The 19950-nt window shown below is 68.1% G+C and carries 15 protein-coding genes and 1 pseudogene; 9 read left to right on the top strand and 7 right to left on the bottom strand.

From position 1 onward, the window contains the following. Positions 1 to 117: 117 nt before the first annotated feature. Together MC380_RS13470 and MC380_RS13465 are read right to left on the bottom strand one after the other, a co-directional pair. Positions 118 to 1863, bottom strand: a complete 1746-nt coding sequence (locus MC380_RS13470; RefSeq protein ID WP_242165343.1) for a M28 family metallopeptidase — start codon at positions 1861 to 1863, stop codon at positions 118 to 120. Positions 1864 to 1961: 98 nt separating this feature from the next. Further along, positions 1962 to 2642, bottom strand: a complete 681-nt coding sequence (locus tag MC380_RS13465) for a hypothetical protein (protein ID WP_242165342.1) — start codon at positions 2640 to 2642, stop codon at positions 1962 to 1964. Between the two features lie 259 nt (positions 2643 to 2901). Between MC380_RS13465 and gpmI the strand changes: the two genes are divergently transcribed. From gpmI to MC380_RS13450, 3 genes are all read left to right on the top strand, one after another. Further along, complete coding sequence (gene gpmI, locus MC380_RS13460; RefSeq protein ID WP_242165340.1) at positions 2902 to 4470, top strand: 2,3-bisphosphoglycerate-independent phosphoglycerate mutase; 1569 nt, start codon at positions 2902 to 2904, stop codon at positions 4468 to 4470. Next, complete coding sequence (locus tag MC380_RS13455; RefSeq protein WP_343223581.1) at positions 4467 to 5678, top strand: peptidoglycan DD-metalloendopeptidase family protein; 1212 nt, start codon at positions 4467 to 4469, stop codon at positions 5676 to 5678. Before gpmI ends, MC380_RS13455 begins: the two co-directional genes overlap by 4 nt. 160 nt (positions 5679 to 5838) lie before the next feature. After that, positions 5839 to 7272: a S41 family peptidase gene (locus tag MC380_RS13450; protein ID WP_343223580.1), complete on the top strand. Its 1434-nt coding sequence runs from the start codon at positions 5839 to 5841 to the stop codon at positions 7270 to 7272. Between the two features lie 27 nt (positions 7273 to 7299). Here MC380_RS13450 and MC380_RS13445 read toward each other — a convergent pair whose 3' ends face one another. The 3 genes from MC380_RS13445 to MC380_RS13435 all read right to left on the bottom strand — a co-directional run bounded on the left by MC380_RS13445 (position 7300) and on the right by MC380_RS13435 (position 9145). Continuing rightward, positions 7300 to 7812 carry a CHRD domain-containing protein gene (locus MC380_RS13445; RefSeq protein WP_242165338.1) on the bottom strand — a complete coding sequence of 171 codons (513 nt, stop codon included), beginning with the start codon at positions 7810 to 7812 and terminating at the stop codon, positions 7300 to 7302. A gap of 223 nt (positions 7813 to 8035) precedes the next feature. Beyond that, complete coding sequence (locus tag MC380_RS13440) at positions 8036 to 8359, bottom strand: DUF1820 family protein (protein WP_242101868.1); 324 nt, start codon at positions 8357 to 8359, stop codon at positions 8036 to 8038. A gap of 93 nt (positions 8360 to 8452) precedes the next feature. Continuing rightward, entirely contained in the window at positions 8453 to 9145 is a 693-nt protein-coding gene (locus MC380_RS13435; RefSeq protein WP_242101867.1) for a rhomboid family intramembrane serine protease, read from the bottom strand. 208 nt (positions 9146 to 9353) lie between these two features. Here MC380_RS13435 and MC380_RS13430 point away from each other — a divergent pair, with 208 nt between their 5' ends. Then, positions 9354 to 10706: an outer membrane protein transport protein gene (locus MC380_RS13430; RefSeq protein ID WP_242101862.1), complete on the top strand. Its 1353-nt coding sequence runs from the start codon at positions 9354 to 9356 to the stop codon at positions 10704 to 10706. 106 nt (positions 10707 to 10812) lie between these two features. On the opposite strand, the gene putA is transcribed toward MC380_RS13430, so the two are convergent. After that, entirely contained in the window at positions 10813 to 14007 is a 3195-nt protein-coding gene (putA, locus tag MC380_RS13425) for a bifunctional proline dehydrogenase/L-glutamate gamma-semialdehyde dehydrogenase PutA (protein WP_242165364.1), read from the bottom strand. 259 nt (positions 14008 to 14266) lie between these two features. Between putA and coxB the strand changes: the two genes are divergently transcribed. From coxB to MC380_RS13400, 5 genes and pseudogenes are all read left to right on the top strand, one after another. Continuing rightward, positions 14267 to 15229, top strand: a complete 963-nt coding sequence (gene coxB, locus MC380_RS13420) for a cytochrome c oxidase subunit II (RefSeq protein ID WP_242165336.1) — start codon at positions 14267 to 14269, stop codon at positions 15227 to 15229. A gap of 39 nt (positions 15230 to 15268) precedes the next feature. Next, positions 15269 to 16891 (top strand): annotated as a pseudogene (gene ctaD / locus MC380_RS13415) (cytochrome c oxidase subunit I); the annotation flags it as partial. A 65-nt stretch (positions 16892 to 16956) separates the two neighbouring features. Beyond that, positions 16957 to 17100 (top strand): hypothetical protein, encoded by a 144-nt coding sequence (locus MC380_RS13410; protein WP_242101859.1) that lies wholly within the window; start codon positions 16957 to 16959, stop codon positions 17098 to 17100. Beyond that, positions 17097 to 17705 (top strand): cytochrome c oxidase assembly protein, encoded by a 609-nt coding sequence (locus MC380_RS13405; protein ID WP_242101857.1) that lies wholly within the window; start codon positions 17097 to 17099, stop codon positions 17703 to 17705. Before MC380_RS13410 ends, MC380_RS13405 begins: the two co-directional genes overlap by 4 nt. A gap of 19 nt (positions 17706 to 17724) precedes the next feature. Continuing rightward, positions 17725 to 18609, top strand: a complete 885-nt coding sequence (locus MC380_RS13400; RefSeq protein ID WP_242101856.1) for a cytochrome c oxidase subunit 3 — start codon at positions 17725 to 17727, stop codon at positions 18607 to 18609. Between the two features lie 336 nt (positions 18610 to 18945). On the opposite strand, the gene hemF is transcribed toward MC380_RS13400, so the two are convergent. After that, positions 18946 to 19863, bottom strand: coding sequence for an oxygen-dependent coproporphyrinogen oxidase (hemF, locus tag MC380_RS13395; protein ID WP_242101854.1), 918 nt, complete (start codon positions 19861 to 19863; stop codon positions 18946 to 18948). Between the last annotated feature and the right edge of the window lie 87 nt (positions 19864 to 19950).

Below are 19950 nucleotides of genomic sequence, written 5' to 3'. Positions count from 1 at the left end.
GCGGGTCCTTGTCCCCGGTGGGGCCCCCCTACCCATCCGCTCCCGCGGGACCCCGCTCCTACATCTCCACGGAAAACGGCGCCTTGCGGCGCCGTTTTCCGTGCGAGCTGATACCGGTTATTGCTTCGCCGATTCCGTCGCCGCCGGCTTGGCCGGCAGCATCTTGTCGCGCGCGGCGCGGAAGGCATTGTCCTTGTACCAATTGGGCCAGGTATCGCCATTGGCGATCTGCAGGCCCACGTCGTAGACCGCGGCCAGGTCGTCGATGGCGCCGTCGAGCTTCCAGGTCGCCGGGTCGTATTCGTCGCCGGGCTTGTGGTAGCGGTTGTCGTTGTAGTCCTCACCCGCGGCATCGCCCGCCGCCTTCCCGCCTTCGACCAGATCGGTGCCGGCATCGGTGTACAGCGCGGGTACGCCCGCCTTGGCGAAGTTGAAGTGATCGGAGCGGAAGTAGTAGCCGCCGGCAGGATTGGATTCCTCCACCAGGGTGCGGCCCTGTTTGGCCGCGATCGGCTTGATGATGTCCTCCAGCTCAGAGTTGCCCATGCCGACCACGGTCATGTCCTTGGCTTTGCCGGCCACGCCCATGGCATCGAGGTTGATCACCGCGACGGTCTTGTCCAGCGGAATCGCGGGATGCGCGACGTAGTACTTGGAACCGAGCAGCCCGGATTCCTCCAGCGTCACGGCGAGGAACAGCACCGAGCGTTTGGGCTTGCCGAGCTTGGCCATCTGCTCGGCGATCTCGATGATTCCGGCCACGCCGGTGGCGTTGTCCACCGCGCCGTTGTAGATCACGTCGGTCTTGCCGTCGGGCGTCTGCTCGCCGTCGTGCTTGCCCAGATGGTCCCAGTGGGCCATGTAGACCACGGCTTCCTCCGGCTTCCCGGTCCCGGGCAGCAGGCCGAGCACGTTGCGCGAGGATTTCTCGCTGGTGGTGCTCTTGAGCGCCACGCTCATCTTCGCCGACATCGGCACCGGCTTGAAGCCGCGCTTGTTGGCATCGCTGCGCAGCTTGTCCAGATCCAGCCCGGCATCGGCGAACAGCGCCCTGGCCTGGTCGCCGGTGATCCAGCCCTGCAGCGGCAGTCGCGGCTCGGGATCGTCGGCGGCGCGCAGGTCGTACTGCGCGCCCGACCAGGAATTCTTCACCACGTCCCAGCCATAGGACGCGCCTTCGGTGTCGTGGATGAGCAATGCGGCCGCCGCGCCCTTGCGTGCGGCTTCCTCGAACTTGTAGGTCCAACGCCCGTAATAGGTCATGCGGTTGCCGTTGAACAAGTCCGGATCCTTGACGTGGAAGCCCGGGTCGTTGACGAACATCACCACCGTCTTGCCCTTGACGTCGACGCCGGCGTAGTCGTTCCACTGCTGTTCGGGCGCGTCGACGCCGTAGCCGACGAACACCAGCTCGCTGGCGTCGACCTTCACTTCCGGCTGCCCGGTGCGGGTGCCTATCACCATATCGGTGCCGAACTTGAGCGTGTGCGGCTTGCCGTTGACGTCGATGGCCATCGTCGTCGTTTCGTCCGCTGTGGTCTCCTGCATCGGCACGGTCTGGAACCAGTCGCCGTTGTTGCCGGGTTTCAGGCCGATGCGTTCGAACTGCGCCTTGATGTACTGCACCGACTTCTCTTCGCCCGGCGTGCCCGGACCGCGGCCCTCGAACTCATCCGAGGCCAGGGTCTTGACCAGTTCGGCGAAATCGTCGGCTTTGATCGCATCGCTGAACACGTGCGTGCCCGCGGGAGCGGTCGTCTCCGGCGCTGGCGTGGCCGTGGTGGTTTCGGGTGCGGGCGCTCCCCGGTTGCAGGCGGACAGCACCAGCGCCGCCGCGACGGTGAGCAGGAGGGGTCGGGTCATGCGGGTTCCTCGGCAAGCGGGATCCCGGATTGTAGCCTGCAGCCCACGGGCGACTGCGCGTGCGGCAGGCGCACGCGCATGGCGAGCGATCGCGCTTTTCAGTCCGCCGGGGCGCGGCTGCCGCTGTAGCGCACCGCGGTGGCGCCGCTCACACTGCCGATGCGTGCGCTGTCGTGCACGTACAGCTTGACTTCGCGCTCGAACACCAGCGGACCTTCGACCACGGCATTGGGTCCGATGACGATTCGCGGCGGCTTGCGCTTGCCGATGCTGATCGGCATCCAGTTGCTGGTCGGCTTCTCCACCTTGATGCCGCCCTTGACGTGCGAACCGGCACCGACGGTGATGTCGCCGTTGACCGTTTCGATGCCGCCGGAGAGGTCGCTGTCGACCAGGCCGATCGAGCCGTTCACCGTGGCCACGCTGCGCAGGCTGCCGCCGTCATCGACGAACACGCTGCCGTTGACGGTTTCGATGTCGCCGCTGGCGCGCAGCTGCTTGCCGATGCGGATGCTGCCGTTGACCGTGCCGAGGGTGCCGACGGCGGCGTTGTCGCCCACCCGGATGCTGCCGTTGACGGTTTCCGCGCCGCGCGCACGCGCGCCGGATTCGATCTGGATGCTGCCGTTGACGGTCTCCAGATCGCCATAGGTCTGGCCGGCCTGGGCGGTGATGCTGCCGTTGACCTTGTCGATGCTCTCCTGGGCGAAGACATGCGGTGCGCACAGCACGAGCGTCAGGGCCAGGGCGATGCGGGAGTACGGGATCGCGATCTTCATATCGGACCTTGCGTTGCGGAAGAGGAGGTCCGCGGCATTTGGCGCAGCAAACCTTGCAGGCAGCCTAGGGTGCCCGACAGGTAGGCGCATCTGTCCTTAGTCATTGCAACCCTGTGCCTGGCGCGGTTCAGTTTCAACGCGGTGCCTGGCGTCCGTCCGCCTGTGCCGCGCGCATGCAAGGCATCGAAGGCGCGCATGCCACCGGCTGCTCCCGCAGCCGCGGCTACAATTCCAGCGCCCTCCTTCAGGAAACCTGCCCGTGCCCGATGTCGTCCGTCGCCCCGAGCTCACGGCTGCGAAGCCGGCGGCTCCGAAGCCTGTCGTCCTGCTGATCCTGGATGGCTGGGGTCACCGCGAGGATCCGGCCGACAACGCGCTCGCGCAGGCCGAATTGCCGAACTGGCGCCGCCTGCTGACCACCGCGCCACACACGCTGATCCATACCGAAGGGCGGCATGTGGGCCTGCCGGATGGGCAGATGGGCAATTCGGAAGTCGGGCACATGAACCTCGGCGCCGGCCGCATCGTCTACCAGGACCTGACCCGGATCGACGCGGCGATCGAGGATGGCAGCTTCTTCGACAACATCGAACTGCGTGCCGCCTGCGAGGCCGCGAAGGCTTCGGCCGGCACCTTGCACGTGATGGGCCTGCTCTCGCCCGGCGGCGTGCACAGCCATGAGCGGCATATTTTCGCCATGCTCGAACTCGCTGCGCGCATGGGCGTGCAGCAGGTCGCGGTGCATGCGTTCCTGGACGGACGTGACATGCCGCCACGCTCGGCAGAACCCAGCCTGGCTGGGCTGCAGGCGAAATGCGATGCGCTGGGCAACGCCCACATCGCCAGTGTTTCGGGTCGCTACTATGCGATGGACCGCGACCAGCGCTGGGAGCGACTGCACCGTGCCTGGGAGGCGATCGTGGAAGCGCGCTCGGAATTCCGCGCACCGGATGCGGGCACCGCGCTCGCGGCCGCATACGCACGAGGCGAGAACGATGAATTCGTGGCGCCCACGGTCATCGGCGAAGGTGCGCCGGTCGGCGACGGCGACTGCGTGGTGTTCATGAACTTCCGCGCCGATCGTGCGCGCCAGCTCACCGCGGCATTCGTGGATCCGGGTTTTGCCGGTTTCGAAGCGCGCCGGCCGCAGCTGTCGCGTTTCGTGTGCCTGACCGAGTACGACGCGAACCTGCCCGCGCCGGTCGCGTTCGCGCCCGACGATCTGGCGCAAACACTCCCGGAGATCATCGCGGCGCAGGGACTGACCCAGCTGCGGATCGCCGAAACCGAGAAGTACGCGCACGTCACCTTCTTCTTCAGCGGTGGCCGCGAGGCGCCCTACGCCGGCGAGGAACGCATCCTGGTGCCCAGCCCCAGGGTCGCCACCTACGATCTGCAGCCGCAGATGAGCTGCCCGGAGGTCACCGCCCGGCTGGTGGACGCGATCCGCGCGCGCCGCTTCGACCTCATCGTCTGCAATCTCGCCAATCCGGATATGGTCGGGCATACCGGCGATCTCGCGGCGGCGATCCAGGCCGCGCAGGCGGTGGACGTGGCGATCGGTGCGATCGATTCGGCCGTGCGCGAAGCCGGCGGAGCCCTGGTGATCACCGCCGATCACGGCAACCTGGAGATGATGCGCGACCCGGCCACCGGACAGCCGCATACCGCGCATACGGTGGGACCGGTGCCGCTGGTCTACGTGGGCGAACGGACCGGTGCGACCCTGCGCGGCGGCGGCGCGCTGCGCGATGTGGCACCGACCCTGCTCGATCTGCTTGGCCTGCCGCAGCCGGTCGAAATGACCGGGACCACGTTGTTCGCGTGAGGCTGCTGCGCGCCCTGCTGGTCGTTGCGGCACTGCTGGCGGTCGCACTTCCTGCCGGAGCGCAGAGCACGCGCGACACCCAGCGCAAGCTGGATCGGGCGAAGAAGGAGCTGGACGATGTCGCGGCGGAACGCCGCCGGATCGAAGGCCAGCGCGGAGAAGCGGCGCGCAAGCTGCGAGAGCTCGACGAGCGCGTAGGCACCTCGACCCGCGCGCTCAAGCGGGTGGAAGCCGAGCTGCACCGGCAACAGGCCGAACTGCAGGCGCTGCAGGCGCGGCGCGGCGCGCTGGATGCCGCACTGGGCGCGCAGCGACGCGAACTGGCGCAGCTGCTGCGCGCGGCGTACGCCGTCGGCGGCGACGCGCCGCTGAAGCTGATGCTCTCCCAGGACCGCGTGGCCGACGGCAACCGCCTGCTGGCCTATCACGGCTATCTGCAACGCGATCGCGCCAGGCGCATCGCCGACTTGCGCGCGGAACTGGCCGGACTCACCGAACTGGAGCGGAGCATCGCCGACGCGAGCGCGGCACTGGCGGCAACCCGGCAGCAGCAGCAAGCCGACGTTGCCCGGCTGGAGCGCGATCGCAAGCAGCGCTCCAGTGCCGTGGCCGAGCTCGATCAGCGCTACCAGGACCGGCGGACGCGCGAAAGGGCGCTGGGACGGGACGTGAAGGGCCTGCAGAGCGTACTGGCGCAGCTGCGCGCAGCGGCACGCCGGGCCGAGGCCGAGCGCAAGGCCGCCGCGGCGCGCGAGGCGCGGACCGGCTCCGCCTCGTCCGGGCGTCGCCCGCCGCCGCCGGTGATCGCCAACGCGCAGCCGATCCGCGTGGGCGGGCTGGGCTGGCCGCTGTCGGGCACCCTGGTCACCGCCTATGGCGGCACCCTGCCGGACGGACGTCGCAGTCAAGGGGTGCTGATCGCGGCGCCCGCGGGCACCGCGGTGCAGGCGGTCGCCAACGGCAAGGTGGTGTTCGCCGAATGGATGAGCGGCTACGGCCTGCTGTGCATCGTCGATCACGGCAACGGCACCATGAGCCTGTACGCCAACAACGACGGCCTGCTGCGCGATGCCGGCAGCGACGTGAAGCGCGGCGACGCCGTGGCCAGCGTCGGCAATTCGGGAGGACAGGGCCAGAGCGCGCTGTACTTCGAACTGCGTCGCAACGGTCAGCCGGTCGATCCGCGGGCGTGGCTGCAGAAGCGCTAGCGCACGCGTTCAGAGGATGGCGCGGGACCGGCCGACAGGCGGCTGAACAGACGGGGTCGCCGAACGGGCATTTTCGGCGGCGCCCGGCATAATCGAATGAACCCGGCTTGCGCCCGTCGGTCCATCATCGGGCGCGCCACGAAGGTCTCCGGAGCTCCGCATGCCCCTGTCCATCCGTCTTTCGGCCCTGATCGGCGCCAGCCTGCTGCTCGTCGCGGCGCCGTTCGTCCTCGCCCAGGACGCGCCCGCCACGCCACCGGCCCAGGACCCGGCGCCCAGGCCCGCGCAGCCCGTGGAACCGGCGCCGCCCGCCGCGGCGCCGGCGACCCCGGCGACGGAGGAAGCCGAGCTCGAAGTGGCGGCCAGCGACGACCCGGATGCCGCCGAAAGCGCCGCGACCAAGGTGCCGCTGACCGAGATCCGCCGCTATGTGGCGGTCTACAACGCGGTCAAGGACGCCTATGTCGATCCGGTGGACGACAAGAAGCTGATGCAGTCGGCGATCAAGGGTCTGCTGCTCGATCTCGATCCGCACAGTGCCTACCTGGAGCGTCAGGACGCGCAGGCCTTCGACGAGAGCAGCAGCGGCGCCTACGACGGAATCGGCGTGGAAGTGCTGGAGCAGCCCGATGGCAGCGTCAAGATCATCTCGCCAATCGACGACACGCCGGCGCAGCGCGCGGGCCTGAAGTCGGGCGACGTGATCATCGCGGTCGACGGCAAGCCACTCGAACCCAGCGACGACGACCAGGGACCGCTGCGCGGCAAGCCCGGCAGTTCGGTGGTGCTGACGGTGGTGCGCGAGGGCACGCCCAAGCCGTTCGACGTGACCGTGCAACGGGAGACCATCCGTGTGGCCAGCGTGCGCTCGCGCATGCTCGAGCCCGGCTACGGTTATGTCCGCCTGAGCCAGTTCCAGGCCGACACCGCGGCCGATTTCGAGAAGCATCTGGCCAGGCTGCAGGCGCAGGCGGGCGGCAAGCTGCGCGGGCTGGTGATCGACCTGCGCAGCAACCCGGGCGGCCTGCTCACCTCCGCGGTCCAGATCGCCGACGACCTGCTCGAGTCGGGGAAGATCGTCAGCACCAAGGGGCGCGTGCCGATCAGCGACGCGGAGTTCGGTGCCACGCCGGGCGATCGCCTGGGCGGCGCGCCGGTGGTGGTCCTGGTCGATGCCGGGTCGGCCAGCGCTTCGGAAGTGCTTGCCGGCGCGCTGCACGACAACAAGCGCGCGCGCGTGGTCGGCAGCCGCACTTTCGGCAAGGGTTCGGTGCAGACCGTACTGCCGCTGGACAACGGCGATTCGGTCAAGCTCACCACCGCGCGGTATTACACGCCCAGCGGCAAGTCGATCCAGGCGCTGGGCATCGTGCCCGACCTGGTCCTGCAGCCGGACAAGCCCGCGGCCCTGCTGCCGGGACAACAGCGCTACTCCGAAGCCACCCTGGCCGGACACCTGCGCGGCGAAGGCGACGAAGCAGGCGACAACGCCGGCGACGTGCTCGATGGCGATGCGCCGATCGCAGCGGCGCTGGCCGACCTGAAGAAGAGCATCGGCACCGCTGCGACCGGAGATGCGGCGCAACGCGACTGACGGTCGAGCGCGTGCGGCGTTCGCCCGCTAGTGACCGTGTCCGACTTGTCCACGCACTTCGCCGCCCGGGAACGTGTCCGAATGCACGTTCACGTAGGCCTTGCCCGCACGGATCGCCCTGAGCAGTTCGGCGAACTCGCCGGCGGCGATGCCCTGGTTCGCCGGTCCGATCACGTTGGCGGCGGTAAGCGTTCCTGAGACCCGCGCCGGCGGTGGCGGGCAGGTCGGCGCCAGACCGGTCGGATCCGGATTGGTGGCCGTCTGGCATAGGAACACGCTGACCCCGCCGTTGACGTCGCGCTGACCCAGGTGGATGTGGGCCTGGCGTACCTCACCCTGCAGCGCGTCGTAGCGCAGTTCGTAGCGAATCGAATCACCCTTGATATCTGCGACAAACGCGCCGCGCGCGCTAGTCGATATGGCTGGCACTTCCTGGAAGCCGTGCAGCGGAATGATGACTGTTTCGGCATGCGCGATGAACGGCAGCGCGCACAGCGCACCCATCCACAGCGTGCGTTGCAGCAGGGCGGAAGGTTTCATGGCAGGCGTCCCGGGTCGGATCGCGCGGCGGGGCGCGCGAAGTGGCGGATCCCCGGGCGAAGACGCTAGGCGCGGTTTCGTTCCGCATTCGTGAATGCTGCGGCGCCAGGCGCTGTTTTCCGACGAGCGGGGAACCGTTGGCTGGCACCATCGCGGCGATCACGCTCCGCGATGGGACGCGCTCGGTCCGTTGGCGTCAGACGGCGCCGGGTCGCCAGTCCGCCTAACGCGGTCGCACAGGCATCGGGAATGGCGTCACCACCGCTTCGCCGGTGGCCGCGTCGCGGATCGCCGACTGCCCTTTCTTCTCGACTTCCTCGATCCGCACGATGCTCTGCATCGGCAGGTGCAACACCCGGGTGTTGCCGAACTCGTCGCGCAGGCGTTCCTCGGTGGGATCCACCACCACGCCATCGTGGACGTCGAACACCAGCTCGCCGACCTCGGTAAAGCCCCACAGCGCGCCGCTCGCCACCCGCTGCGCATACAGCTCGTAGACCTTGCCGTGGTTGTGGAACGTCACCTTGTAGAGCGTCTTCGTCGCCATGGGCCGATTATAGGTGGGGGTCCTTGCCGGACATGTGTTGCCGTCCATCCCAGATCGGGGCGATGGACCCGACACGCAAGGACCCGCGCGACCTCAATACCCGCTGCGCCGCCGCAACCGCCGCGCGATGCCCGCGCGCGCCACCAGGGCGAACAGCATGCCGAAGCAGAAACCGGCCACGTGTGCGCTCCAGGCCACCTCGCCGAATGCCGGGCCGATATAGGCGAACCCGATTTGCAACAGCGCCCAGATCCCGATCAGCAGCGAGGCCGGCGCGCGCACGAACTCCAGAAACAGCCCCAGCGGCAACACCACGCCCAGGCGCGCATGCGGGAACAGCGCCAGGTATGCGCCGATCACTGCCGAGACCGCGCCGGACGCGCCGATGATGAGCCGGTCCGGGGTGCCCGCGAACAGCACCGCCGCCAGATTGGACGCCGCACCGCCGAGCAGGAACAACAGCAGGAAACGCCAGGGTCCCATGGCCCGCTCGGCGGGCAGACCGAAGATCAGCAGGAACACCAGATTGCCCAGCAGGTGGGCCCAGTCCGCGTGCAGGAACACCGCTGTGAACAGGCGCAACAGCGAGCCGTCTCGGATCGCGCCGTTCCAGGCCTGTGGACTGTCCAGGCCCGCGGCCAGCGCACCCCAGTCCAGCAACAGGGCCTGCTGGGCCGGGCCGGGTCGGGTACTGGCCCAGACGAACAGCGCCGAACAGGCCAGCAGCAGCAGCGGTGTGGCCCAGCGCAGGGTGGGCCGGATCCGGGTCGGCAGGGGGACGAACATCGCGGAAGGCTAGCGCGGTGCTCCCCGTGCCGCCATGGGCGGGGTGCAGGGCTGCGATTGTTATCTTTTGGTAAACCAGCGTTACAATCACATACGGCGACGTACGTCGGGGGAGGGGCTTCCGGCACGCGCTGCATCCTGGCGAAGCAGGTCTGATGACCGCCGCCCGGGCGACCGGAACCACAACGTCCACATGGAGACATCTGCAATGCACTTCGCGTCCCGAGTGATCCACGTTTCCGCCCTCGCGCTCGGCATCGCCGGCGCGCTGGCGTTTGGCCAGGCCCAGGCGTCGGGCTTCCAGCTCAAGGAAAACAGCGTCAAGGCCACCGGCCGCGCATACGCCGGGTCCGGTGCCGCCTCGGGCGACGCCTCGGTGGTGATCAACAACCCCGCCGCGATGAGCACGTTCGAGCAGAACGCGGTGCAGGCCGACCTCCACGCCATCGACCTGTCGTACACGATCGATGCCACCGGCACCGATGCCTTCGGCCGGCCGATGACCGGCGGCGACGGCGGCGACGCCGGCGACCTGTCCGGCGTGCCCGCGATGTCGGCGATCTTCCCGCTGGGCGATAGCGGCGTTACCGTCGGTGCGGCGATCAGCGCGCCGTTCGGCCTGAAGACCGAGTACGACGCCGACTGGATCGGCCGCTACCACGCCGTCGAGTCCGACGTGCGCATCATCGACCTCACCCTGGCCGCTTCGTTCGACATCACCGATCGGTTCTCGTTCGGCGTCGGCATGATCTACGAGCGCGCCGAAGTCACCCTGTCGAATGCGGTCGATTTCGGCAGCGCACTGTGCGCGCCGAATCCGGCCGCGTGCTTCGCGCCCACCTCGCCGTTCTTCCCGCAGCGCAACGACGGCTTCGCCAAGGTCGAAGGCGACGACAACGGCTTCGGCTGGACGGTCGGCCTGCACTGGCGTCCGACCGACAACCTGGCGGTCGGTCTGTCGCACCGCTCGGAGATCGATCACGAGCTGCGCGGCGACGTCGACTTCACCGTGCCGGCCAATGTCGCTGCCGTGCTGGGCGTCGTGCGTCCGGGCAACTTCGTCGACACTGGCGTCACCGCGCCGCTGACCACCCCGAGCATCACCACCCTGAGCGGTGTGTGGCAGGCGACCGAATCGTTCGCGCTGATGGCCGACGTGTCCAAGACTGGCTGGAGCTCGCTGCAGTCGATCGACATCGACTACGACAGCGCGCAGCCGACCTCGTCGGAAGCCTACCGCTGGCAGGACACGATCTTCATGTCGCTCGGTGCCGAGTACAAGCTCAACGACGCGTTCACCCTGCGCGCGGGCGTGGCTTATGACGAGACCCCCGTGAGCGACGCGACGCGCACCCCGCGCCTGCCCGACAACAACCGCAACTGGTACTCGTTCGGTCTGACCTGGGCCGCGAGCGAGGCGCTCGAGGTCAGCGCGGCCTACACCCGCATCGTGGTGGACGATCCGGAACTGGACATCGTGTCGTCCAGCGGCTCGCGCCTGGTCGGCGATGCGGAAGGTTCGGCCAATCTGTTCGGCGTGTCGGCGCAGTACCGGTTCTGATCCCAGACGCCCGTTGAAGCAAGAAAGCCCCGCTCCGGCGGGGCTTTTTTCTTGCGGGACGGTTGCTTTGGTTGCAGCCGTACCGACCGGCCGCGCGCTTGGTGCCTCAGTCGCCCAGCGTCAGCAGGCTGGCGTTGCCGCCCGCGGCGGTGGTGTTGATGGTCACGGTCTTCTCGGTAGCGAAGCGCGGCAGGTAATGCGGACCGCCGGCCTTGGGACCGGTGCCCGACAGGTTCTGGCCGCCGAAGGGCTGCACCCCGACCACCGCGCCGATCTGGTTGCGGTTGACGTAGATGTTGCCGACGTTGGCGCGGACGACAATCCGATCGATGGTCTCGTCGATGCGCGAATGCACGCCCAGGGTCAGGCCGTAGCCGGTGGCGTTGATCGCGTCGATGACCTGGTCGAGTTCGTCGGCCTTCCAGCGGATCACGTGCAGGGCCGGCCCGAAGTTCTCGCGGGTCAGCTGCGAGAGCGAGGACAGCTCCCAGGCGCGCGGCGCGAAGTAGGTACCGTGCCCGGTGCCTGCGCCCAGCGGTGCCTCGGCGATCAGCTTCGCCGTTCCCTGCATCCTGCCGGCATGCTCGTCGAGCAGGCATCTGGCGTCGTCGTCGATCACCGGGCCCACGTCGGTGGAGAGCAGGGCCGGATCGCCCACGGACAGTTCCGCCATGGCGCCCGCCAGCATGCCGATCACCTTGTCGGCGATGTCGGCCTGCACGAACAGCACGCGCGCGGCCGAGCAACGCTGCCCGGCGGAGGTGAAGGCCGAGGCCAACGCATCCTTGACCAGCTGCTCGGGCAGGGCCGAAGAATCGGCGATCAGCGCGTTCTGGCCGCCGGTTTCGGCGATCAGCACACCGATCGCGGCATCACGCGCGGCCAGGGCGCGGTTGATCGCACGCGCAGTGTCGGTGGAGCCGGTGAAGGCGACGCCGGCCACGCGCGGGTCGCGGGTCAGAGCGGCGCCGACGGTGGCGCCGTCGCCGGGCAGGAACTGCAGCACGTCCACCGGGATGCCGGCCTCGTGCAGCAGCTTGACCGCCGCATGGCCGATCAGGTTGGTCTGCTCGGCGGGCTTGGCGATCACGCTGTTGCCGGCGGCCAGCGCCGCGGCGATCTGCCCGGTGAAGATCGCCAGCGGGAAATTCCATGGACTGATGCAGACGAACACGCCGCGACCTGCAAGCTGCAGGATATTGGATTCGCCGGTCGGTCCGGGCAGGGCCTCGACGCTGAACTGCCGCCGCGCCTCGGCCGCGTAATAGCGCAGGAAATCGACGGCTTCGCGCACTTCGGCCACGCCGTCGGCGATGGTCTTGCCGGCCTCCTTCGTGCACATCGCGATGAACTGCGGCATGCGCGCTTCCATCAGTTGCGCGGCGTGTTCCAGGATCGCGGCGCGCGATGCCACCGGGGTGCGGTCCCAGGCCGGCTGCGCGCGGACCGCGTTCTGCAGCGCCTGTTCCACCGTCTGTGCGTCCGCGGGCAGCCATTGGCCCACGGTCTGACGGCGGTCGGCGGGATTGGTCACGGCGAGCGTCGCGCCGGACGGATTCGCGCCCGGTACCAGCGGCGCTGCGTGCCAGTCCCCGGTGGTCGCGGCGCCGACCTGTTCGGCGAGCGCGCGCAGCTGGTCGTCGTTGGCGAGGTTGATGCCCATGGAATTGTCTCTCTCGAAGCCCTGGCTGCGGTACAGCGCGACCGGCAGCGGAATGCGCGGATGTGGAATCGATTCGAACGCAGATACGGTTTCGACCGGATCGCGCACCAGGTCGTCGATCGACACGTCCTCGTCGGTGATGCGATTGACGAAGCTGGAGTTGGCTCCGTTTTCCAGCAGCCTGCGCACCAGGTAGGGCAGCAGGTCTTCGTGCGAGCCGACGGGCGCATAGACCCGGCAGGGCACGTCCAGCCGTTCGGCCGGGATCACCTCGGCATAAAGGTCGTCGCCCATGCCGTGCAGCTTCTGGAACTCGTAACGGAAATCATTGCCATCGCGCGCACCGCCGAGCAATGCCTGGGCCATGCGGTGGATGGCGGAGATGGTCTGCGCGTTGTGGGTGGCGAACATCGGATAGATCGCATCCGTCGCGCGCAGCAGCCGGACCGCGCAGGCCTGGTAGGAGACATCGGTGTTCGGCTTGCGGGTGAACACGGGATAGCCTTCCTGGCCCTCGACCTGCGCGCGCTTGACCTCCGAATCCCAGTACGCACCCTTCACCAGCCGGACCGGGATGCGCCGCTGCAGCCGGCGCGCCTGGTCGGCGATGTAGTCGATCACGAACGGCGCGCGCTTCTGGTAGGCCTGCACGACGATGCCGAAGCCGTCCCAGCCGGCCAGCGAGACATCGGCCAGCGTCGCGAAGATCAGGTCCAGCGACAGCTCCAGGCGATCGCTTTCTTCGGCATCGATGGTCAGCCCGATGCCGTAGCGCCTGGCCAGCTGCGCCAGCTCCAGCACGCGCGGGCCGAGTTCGGCCAGCACCCGCGCGCGCTTGGCGTGTTCGTAGCGCGGATGCAGGGCCGAGAGCTTGACCGAGATGCTGGGCGCCGCGAACACGTCCGCGGGCGCGCCGGAATGCCGGCCGATGGCGTGGATCGCCAGGCGGTAGGCCTCCAGATAGCGCAGCGCGTCCTTGTCGGTCAACGCGCCTTCGCCGAGCATGTCGAAGGAATAGCGGTAGGCGGCGTTGCTGCCTTTCCGGCTGCGTGCCAGTGCCTCGTCGATGGTCCGGCCCATCACGAACTGGTGGCCCATGATCCGCATCGCCTGGCGCACCGCCAGCCGGATCACCGGCTCGCCCACGCGCCCCACCAGCCGCTTGAAGGCGTTGTGCACGTCGCGCTTGGTGTCGTCGGCCAGGTCGACCAGATGCCCGGTCAGCATCAGGCCCCAGGTGGAGGCGTTGACCAGGACCGAATCGGACTGGCCCAGGTGGCGCTTCCAGTCGGCCTCGCCCAGCTTGTCGCGGATCAGCCGGTCAGCGGTGTCCTGATCCGGGATCCGCAGCAGCGCCTCGGCGACGCACATCAGCAGCACGCCTTCCTCGCTGCCAAGGTCGTACTGGCGCATGAAGGCCTCGATCGCCCCCTGGTCCTGCGCGCGCGCGCGGACGCGCCGCACCAGGTCGGCAGCCGTGGACTGGATCGCGGCCCGATCGGCCTGGCTCCAGCCGGGCGCCGGCTGGCGCGCCACCTCGAGCAGTTCACGGACATGACCGGCTTCATCGCGGGCCCAGGCGGCGGTAATGGCGGCGCGCAGCGGATCGGGCGGGACCGGCAGCTCGGTCGAAAGGATTGCGCTCACGCAGGCTCTGGCGGTGTTGGAGCCGCGGATTCTAGCCGTCGGCCGGGTTTTTCGCCGGGCGCCGCGGCGCGGGCATCGGCGCGCGGCTTGCCGGAAAAGCGCGCCGGCGGCTACCATTTACCGGTTTTCGCGCCCCGATGTAGCGGGTTCGCGACCCGTGCTCTTATCCGAGCGCTCACATGAGCGATCACACCACCGCCATGCAGCCGGCCGCCGCCGGCCGCGACCGATGACATTGGGGTTCAGGCTAATGATGCAGGCACGTTCCGTGCGAAGGGGTTTGGCGGTGTTGGCCGCGGCGCTGTGCGCCCTGCCGGGGCTGGCGCTGGCGCAGGCCGCCGATCCGCAGCGCTGGCAGCTGAACATGGGCAAGGGCGTGACCCACACGTCCCGGATCGCCTACGACTCGCACATGATCGTGCTGTGGATCTGCGTGGTGATCGGCGTGATCGTGTTCGGCGCCATGGCCTACTCGATGTTCAAGTTCCGCAAGTCCAAGGGTGCGGTCGCTGCGCAGTTCAGCCACAACACCACCGCCGAGATCATCTGGACCGTAGTGCCGGTGCTGATCCTGATCGGCCTGGCCTGGCCGGCGACCAAGAACCTGATCAACATGTACGACACCCGGAATGCCGGGATGACGGTCAAGGTCACCGGCTACCAGTGGATGTGGAAATACGAGTACCTGGGAGAGGGCGTGTCCTTCACCAGCCGCCTGGACCGCAAGAGCGACCAGCTGCGCCAGGGCGGCGGCACCGTCACCGCCGCCGATCATCCGCATTACCTGCTCGACGTCGACAATCCGCTGGTGCTGCCGGTCGGCACCAAGGTGCGCTTCGTGATCACCGCCGACGACGTGATCCACGCCTGGTGGGTACCGGCGCTGGGCTGGAAGCAGGACGCGATCCCCGGCATCGTCAACGAGGCCTGGGCGAACATCGAACAGCCCGGCCTGTACCGCGGCCAGTGCGCCGAACTGTGCGGCAAGGACCACGGCTTCATGCCGATCGTGGTCCGCGCACTGCCGCAGGCCGAGTTCGACCGCTGGCTTGCGGCGGAGAAGGCGAAGCTGGCGCCGCCCGCGCCCACTCCGGCCCCCGCGCCCGCGACACCAGCTCCGGCCGCCCCCGAAGAGGCGGCACCGGCCGAGGCGGCGCCGGCCGCCACCGCGGATGCCGCCGCTCCCGCTCCCGCTCCCGCAAGCGCCGGCTGATCGCCGTCGTCCAAGACCCGAATTCCCCGAGGTAGGCCCATGTCCACCCATTACGAAGCCGTCGCCGATCCCCATTCGACCGATGCGCACGGCCACAAGCAGAGCTTCGTCGAGCGCTGGTTCTTTTCGACGAACCACAAGGACATCGGCACGCTGTACCTGATCTTCAGCTTCATCATGTTCATCGTCGGCGCCGGGATGAGCGTGATCATCCGCGCCGAGCTGATGCAGCCGGGGCTGCAGTTCGTCGATCCGATGTTCTTCAACCAGATGACCACGGTGCATGCCCTGGTCATGATCTTCGGCGGGGTGATGCCGGCGTTCGTCGGCCTGGCCAACTGGATGGTCCCGCTGCAGATCGGCGCGCCGGACATGGCGCTGCCGCGCATGAACAACTGGTCGTTCTGGATCCTGCCGTTCGCGTTCACCATGCTGCTGCTGACCCTGTTCCTGCCGGGCGGTGCGCCGGCCGGCGGCTGGACCCTGTATCCGCCGCTGTCGCTGCAGGGTGGCAGCAACGTGGCGTTCGCGATCTTCGCCATCCACATGATGGGCATCAGCTCGATCATGGGCGCGATCAACGTCATCGCCACCATCCTCAACATGCGCGCGCCGGGCGTGGACCTGCTGAAGATGCCGATCTTCTGCTGGACCTGGCTGATCACCGCGTTCCTGCTGATCGCGGTGATGCCGGTGCTGGCCGGCGCGGTGACCATGCTGCTCACCGACAAGTTCTTCGCCACCAGCTTCTTCAGCGCGGCCGGCGGCGGCGACCCGGTGATGTTCCAGCACATCTTCTGGTTCTTCGGCCATCCCGAGGTCTACATCATGATCCTGCCCGCCTTCGGCGTGGCCAGCGAGATCATCCCGACCTTCGCCCGCAAGCCGCTGTTCGGCTACCAGGCGATGGTGTACGCGACCGCCTCGATCGCGTTCCTGAGCTTCATCGTGTGGGCGCACCACATGTTCACGGTGGGCATGCCGCTGGGCGGAGAGATCTACTTCATGTTCGCGACCATGCTGATCGCGGTGCCGACCGGGGTGAAGGTGTTCAACTGGGTCAGCACCATGTGGCGCGGCTCGATGACGTTCGAGGCGCCGATGCTGTGGGCGATCGCGTTCGTGATCCTGTTCACCATCGGCGGCTTCTCCGGCCTGATGCTGGCGATCGTGCCCGCCGACTTCCAATACCACGACACCTATTTCGTGGTCGCGCATTTCCACTACGTGCTGGTGACCGGCGCGCTGTTCTCGATCATCGCCGCCGTCTATTACTGGTGGCCGAAGTGGACCGGGCGCATGTACAGCCAGGGCATGGCCAAGTTCCATTTCTGGTGGAGCGTGGTGTTCGTCAACCTGCTGTTCTTCCCGCAGCACTTCCTGGGCCTGGCCGGCATGCCGCGGCGCATTCCCGACTACAACGTGGTCTTCGCAGACTGGAACCTGATCAGCTCGATCGGCGCGTTCGGCATGTTCCTGACCCCGTTCATGATGGCGTTCGTCCTGTGGCATTCGCTCAAGAAGGGCGACAAGGCCGAGGCGCGCTCCTGGGAAGGTGCGCGCGGGCTGGAATGGACCGTGCCCTCGCCGGCCCCGCACCACACCTTCACCACACCGCCGGTGATTCGCGACGGCGACCTGGCGCACGGCGACTTCGCGCACCTGGACTACGACAACGCCACCACCGGCGCCGACACGGCCGCGCACAGCAACCGCCGCGAGTCCTGATGCACAAGACCGGCGCCAGCAACGATCCCAGCGTCGCCGCCCGCCGCCGCGCCGTGGCGCGCACGGCGTGGATCGTCGCAGGCATCGCCGTGGCGGTGTACCTGGCCTTCATCCTGTCCGGCGTGTTCGGATCCGGCGCATGAGCGCGCCGGCGCACAACGCGAACGCACGCGGCATCGTCAAGATGGTCGCGGTGGCTGTGGCCGCGTTCGCCTTCACCTTCGCCCTGGTGCCGCTGTACCGGATCGCCTGCGAGAAGGTGTTCGGCGTGCGCCTGGAGCGCGGCCCGGCGGATGCGCAGGCGCTGGCCAGCGCGACCGCAAAGCCAGGGCGCCTGGTCACCGTGCAATTCGACGGCGGCGTGAATTCCAAACTGCCGTGGGGTTTCCATCCCAACGTGCAGACCATGCAGGTGCGGGTCGGCGAGCAGTACGAAACCAGCTACTTCGCCCGCAACCAGAGCGATCGCGCGATCGTCGGCAGCGCGGTGCCGTCCGTTGCGCCGGCGCGCGCGTCTGGCTACTTCAACAAGACCGAGTGCTTCTGCTTCACAGCGCAGACCCTGGCCGCGGGCGAAGCGCGCGACATGCCGGTCCGCTTCATCGTCGATCCCGCGCTGCCGGACGACGTCAAGACCGTCACCCTGTCGTACACCTTCTACAAGAACGATGCGCTGACCGCGGAACTGAACGCGGCCGGCGCGATTTCCCAGGCAACCTCCGGCGACGCCTCGCGCGCCGCACCCTGATCGAGAGCGAGACCAGACCATGGCCCAGGCCCACGCCGAACATCACGACGCCAACGTGTACTACGTGCCGCACGGCAGCCGCTGGCCGGTCATCGCCTCGGTGGCGCTGTTCATCACCATGTTCGGCTTCGCCAGCTGGCTCAACGAATCGAGCGTAGGCAAGCCGATGTTCTTCGGCGGGCTGGTGTTCCTGGCGCTGATCCTGTTCAAGTGGTTCGCCGACGTGATCACCGAATCGCTGCGCGGCTACTACAACAAGCAGGTCGACACTTCGTTCCGGATGGGGATGGTGTGGTTCATCTTCTCCGAGGTGATGTTCTTCGCCGCGTTCTTCGGCGCGCTGTTCTACGCCCGCCAGTTCGCGATGCCGTGGCTGGGCGGCGAGGGCGACGGGGTGATGACCAACAACCTGCTGTGGTCGGGCTTCTCGGCCGCGTGGCCCAGCAACGGGCCGGGCACGATCGGCGGCAGCTACCAGACGATCCCGGCCTGGGGCCTGCCGCTGCTCAACACCCTGATCCTGCTGAGCTCGGGCGTGACCGTCACCATCGCCCACCATGCGCTCAAGGCCGGCCGCAGGGCGCAGCTGCTGGTGTTCCTGGGCCTGACCGTGCTGCTCGGGGCGCTGTTCCTGTTCTTCCAGGCCGAGGAATACATCCACGCCTACACCGAGCTCAACCTGACCCTGGGCTCGGGGATCTACGGCTCCACGTTCTTCATGCTCACCGGTTTCCACGGCGCGCACGTGACCCTGGGCACGATCATGCTGGCGATCATCTGGCTGCGTTGCCTGAAGGGTCACTTCAACAAGGACGATCATTTCGCGTTCGAAGCGGTCGCCTGGTACTGGCACTTCGTGGACGTGGTCTGGCTGGGGCTGTTCCTGTTCGTGTACGTGTTGTAGCGGCGGCGCCGCTACAACCCCAAAGTTTGCTTCGCAAACTTCGGGCCCCACGCCAGGTCATCCAAACCCCGCGGCTTGACTCGCCGCAAGCGGCTCGCCCTACGGGCCGGCTGCGCCGTTCGCGCTTTCGCGCAGTGCCGCGCCCGCTTACTAAGGGGGCTTACCTCCGATTAGCGGCGTTGCCTCTGTAGGAGCGCCGCTTCGGCGCGACTGGGGAATCGGAAAGCCTGTACCGCGTGCGTGTCCTAGGCCGCTGCGGCGGCCCATGGGCAGAGTCGCAGCGGGGCGATGGTCGCGGAGCGGTAGCGCCGAAGCGGCGCTCCTGCACAAAGGCGATCAGGCCAACTCGGTCAGCCAGTCGCGCGGACGCAAATAGTCGTGTAGTCGCGCCTCGGCGCTGCCGGCATCGGGCGCGTAGCCGTATTCCCAGCGCACCAGTGGTGGCAGGCTCATCAGGATCGATTCGCTACGCCCGCCGCTCTGCAGGCCGAACAGGGTGCCGCGGTCCCAGACCAGGTTGAACTCCACGTAGCGTCCGCGCCGGTACAGCTGGAACTGGCGCTCGCGATCGCCATAGGGCGTGTCCTTGCGGCGTTCGACGATCGGCAGATAGGCATCCAGGAATCCGTCGCCGACCGCGCGCAGGTAGGCGAAATCGCGTTCGAAATCGCCATGTAGGTCGTCGAAGAACAGGCCGCCGACGCCGCGGGTTTCGCCACGGTGCCTGAGGAAGAAGTAATCGTCGCACCAGCGTTTGTGTGCGGCATAACGGTCGGCGCCGAACGGTACGCACAGGTCGCGTGCCACGCGGTGCCAGTGCAGCACGTCCTCGTCGAACGGATAGAACGGGGTCAGGTCGAAGCCGCCGCCGAACCACCACGCGACCGTTTCGCCATCGCGCTGGGCGCGGAAGTGGCGCACGTTCATGTGCGTGGTCGGCAGGTACGGGTTGCGCGGATGCAGGACCAGCGACACGCCGACCGCGCGCCACGAGGCGCCGGCCAACTCCGGCCGTGCAGCGCTGGCCGACGGCGGCAGCTTGTCTCCGGAGACGTCCGAGAAGCCGATGCCGGCCTGTTCGAACACGGCGCCGTCGCGCAGGATGCGCGTGCGTCCGCCGCCACCCTCATCGCGTGTCCAGATGTCTTCGGCGAAGCGCGCGTTGCCGTCGGCCTGCTCCAGCGACGCGCAGATGCGGTCCTGCAGGCCAGTCAGATGATCGCGGACGGTTTCTATCCCGGGGAGGCGAGGCATGTCCTGCATTGTAGGGTCCGGGCGCGTTGCGTCTGAAGGCGGGGTTCGGCCGCCCGAGGGGGCGCCGGATCGATCCGGGATGCGGCG

Source organism: Lysobacter sp. M15 (assembly GCF_022662515.1).
Taxonomy (GTDB): Bacteria; Pseudomonadota; Gammaproteobacteria; order Xanthomonadales; family Xanthomonadaceae; genus JAKPBU01.
The sequence above is the reverse complement of the archived record's forward strand: the minus strand, read 5'-3'. Positions and strand labels throughout refer to the sequence as shown.

Bases quoted from the DNA above. Each gene is read 5' to 3' on its own strand.
- MC380_RS13435 (WP_242101867.1), bottom strand. From the start codon at position 9,145: ATGTTCGTCCCCCTGCCGACCCGGATCCGGCCCACCCTGCGCTGGGCC.
- MC380_RS13440 (WP_242101868.1), bottom strand. From the start codon at position 8,359: ATGGCGACGAAGACGCTCTACAAGGTGACGTTCCACAACCACGGCAAG.
- hemF (WP_242101854.1), bottom strand. From the start codon at position 19,863: ATGCCTCGCCTCCCCGGGATAGAAACCGTCCGCGATCATCTGACTGGC.
- MC380_RS13400 (WP_242101856.1), top strand. From the start codon at position 17,725: ATGGCCCAGGCCCACGCCGAACATCACGACGCCAACGTGTACTACGTG.
- coxB (WP_242165336.1), top strand. From the start codon at position 14,267: ATGATGCAGGCACGTTCCGTGCGAAGGGGTTTGGCGGTGTTGGCCGCG.
- MC380_RS13465 (WP_242165342.1), bottom strand. From the start codon at position 2,642: ATGAAGATCGCGATCCCGTACTCCCGCATCGCCCTGGCCCTGACGCTC.
- MC380_RS13405 (WP_242101857.1), top strand. From the start codon at position 17,097: ATGAGCGCGCCGGCGCACAACGCGAACGCACGCGGCATCGTCAAGATG.
- MC380_RS13470 (WP_242165343.1), bottom strand. From the start codon at position 1,863: ATGACCCGACCCCTCCTGCTCACCGTCGCGGCGGCGCTGGTGCTGTCC.
- MC380_RS13450 (WP_343223580.1), top strand. From the start codon at position 5,839: ATGCCCCTGTCCATCCGTCTTTCGGCCCTGATCGGCGCCAGCCTGCTG.
- MC380_RS13410 (WP_242101859.1), top strand. From the start codon at position 16,957: ATGCACAAGACCGGCGCCAGCAACGATCCCAGCGTCGCCGCCCGCCGC.
- MC380_RS13430 (WP_242101862.1), top strand. From the start codon at position 9,354: ATGCACTTCGCGTCCCGAGTGATCCACGTTTCCGCCCTCGCGCTCGGC.
- MC380_RS13445 (WP_242165338.1), bottom strand. From the start codon at position 7,812: ATGAAACCTTCCGCCCTGCTGCAACGCACGCTGTGGATGGGTGCGCTG.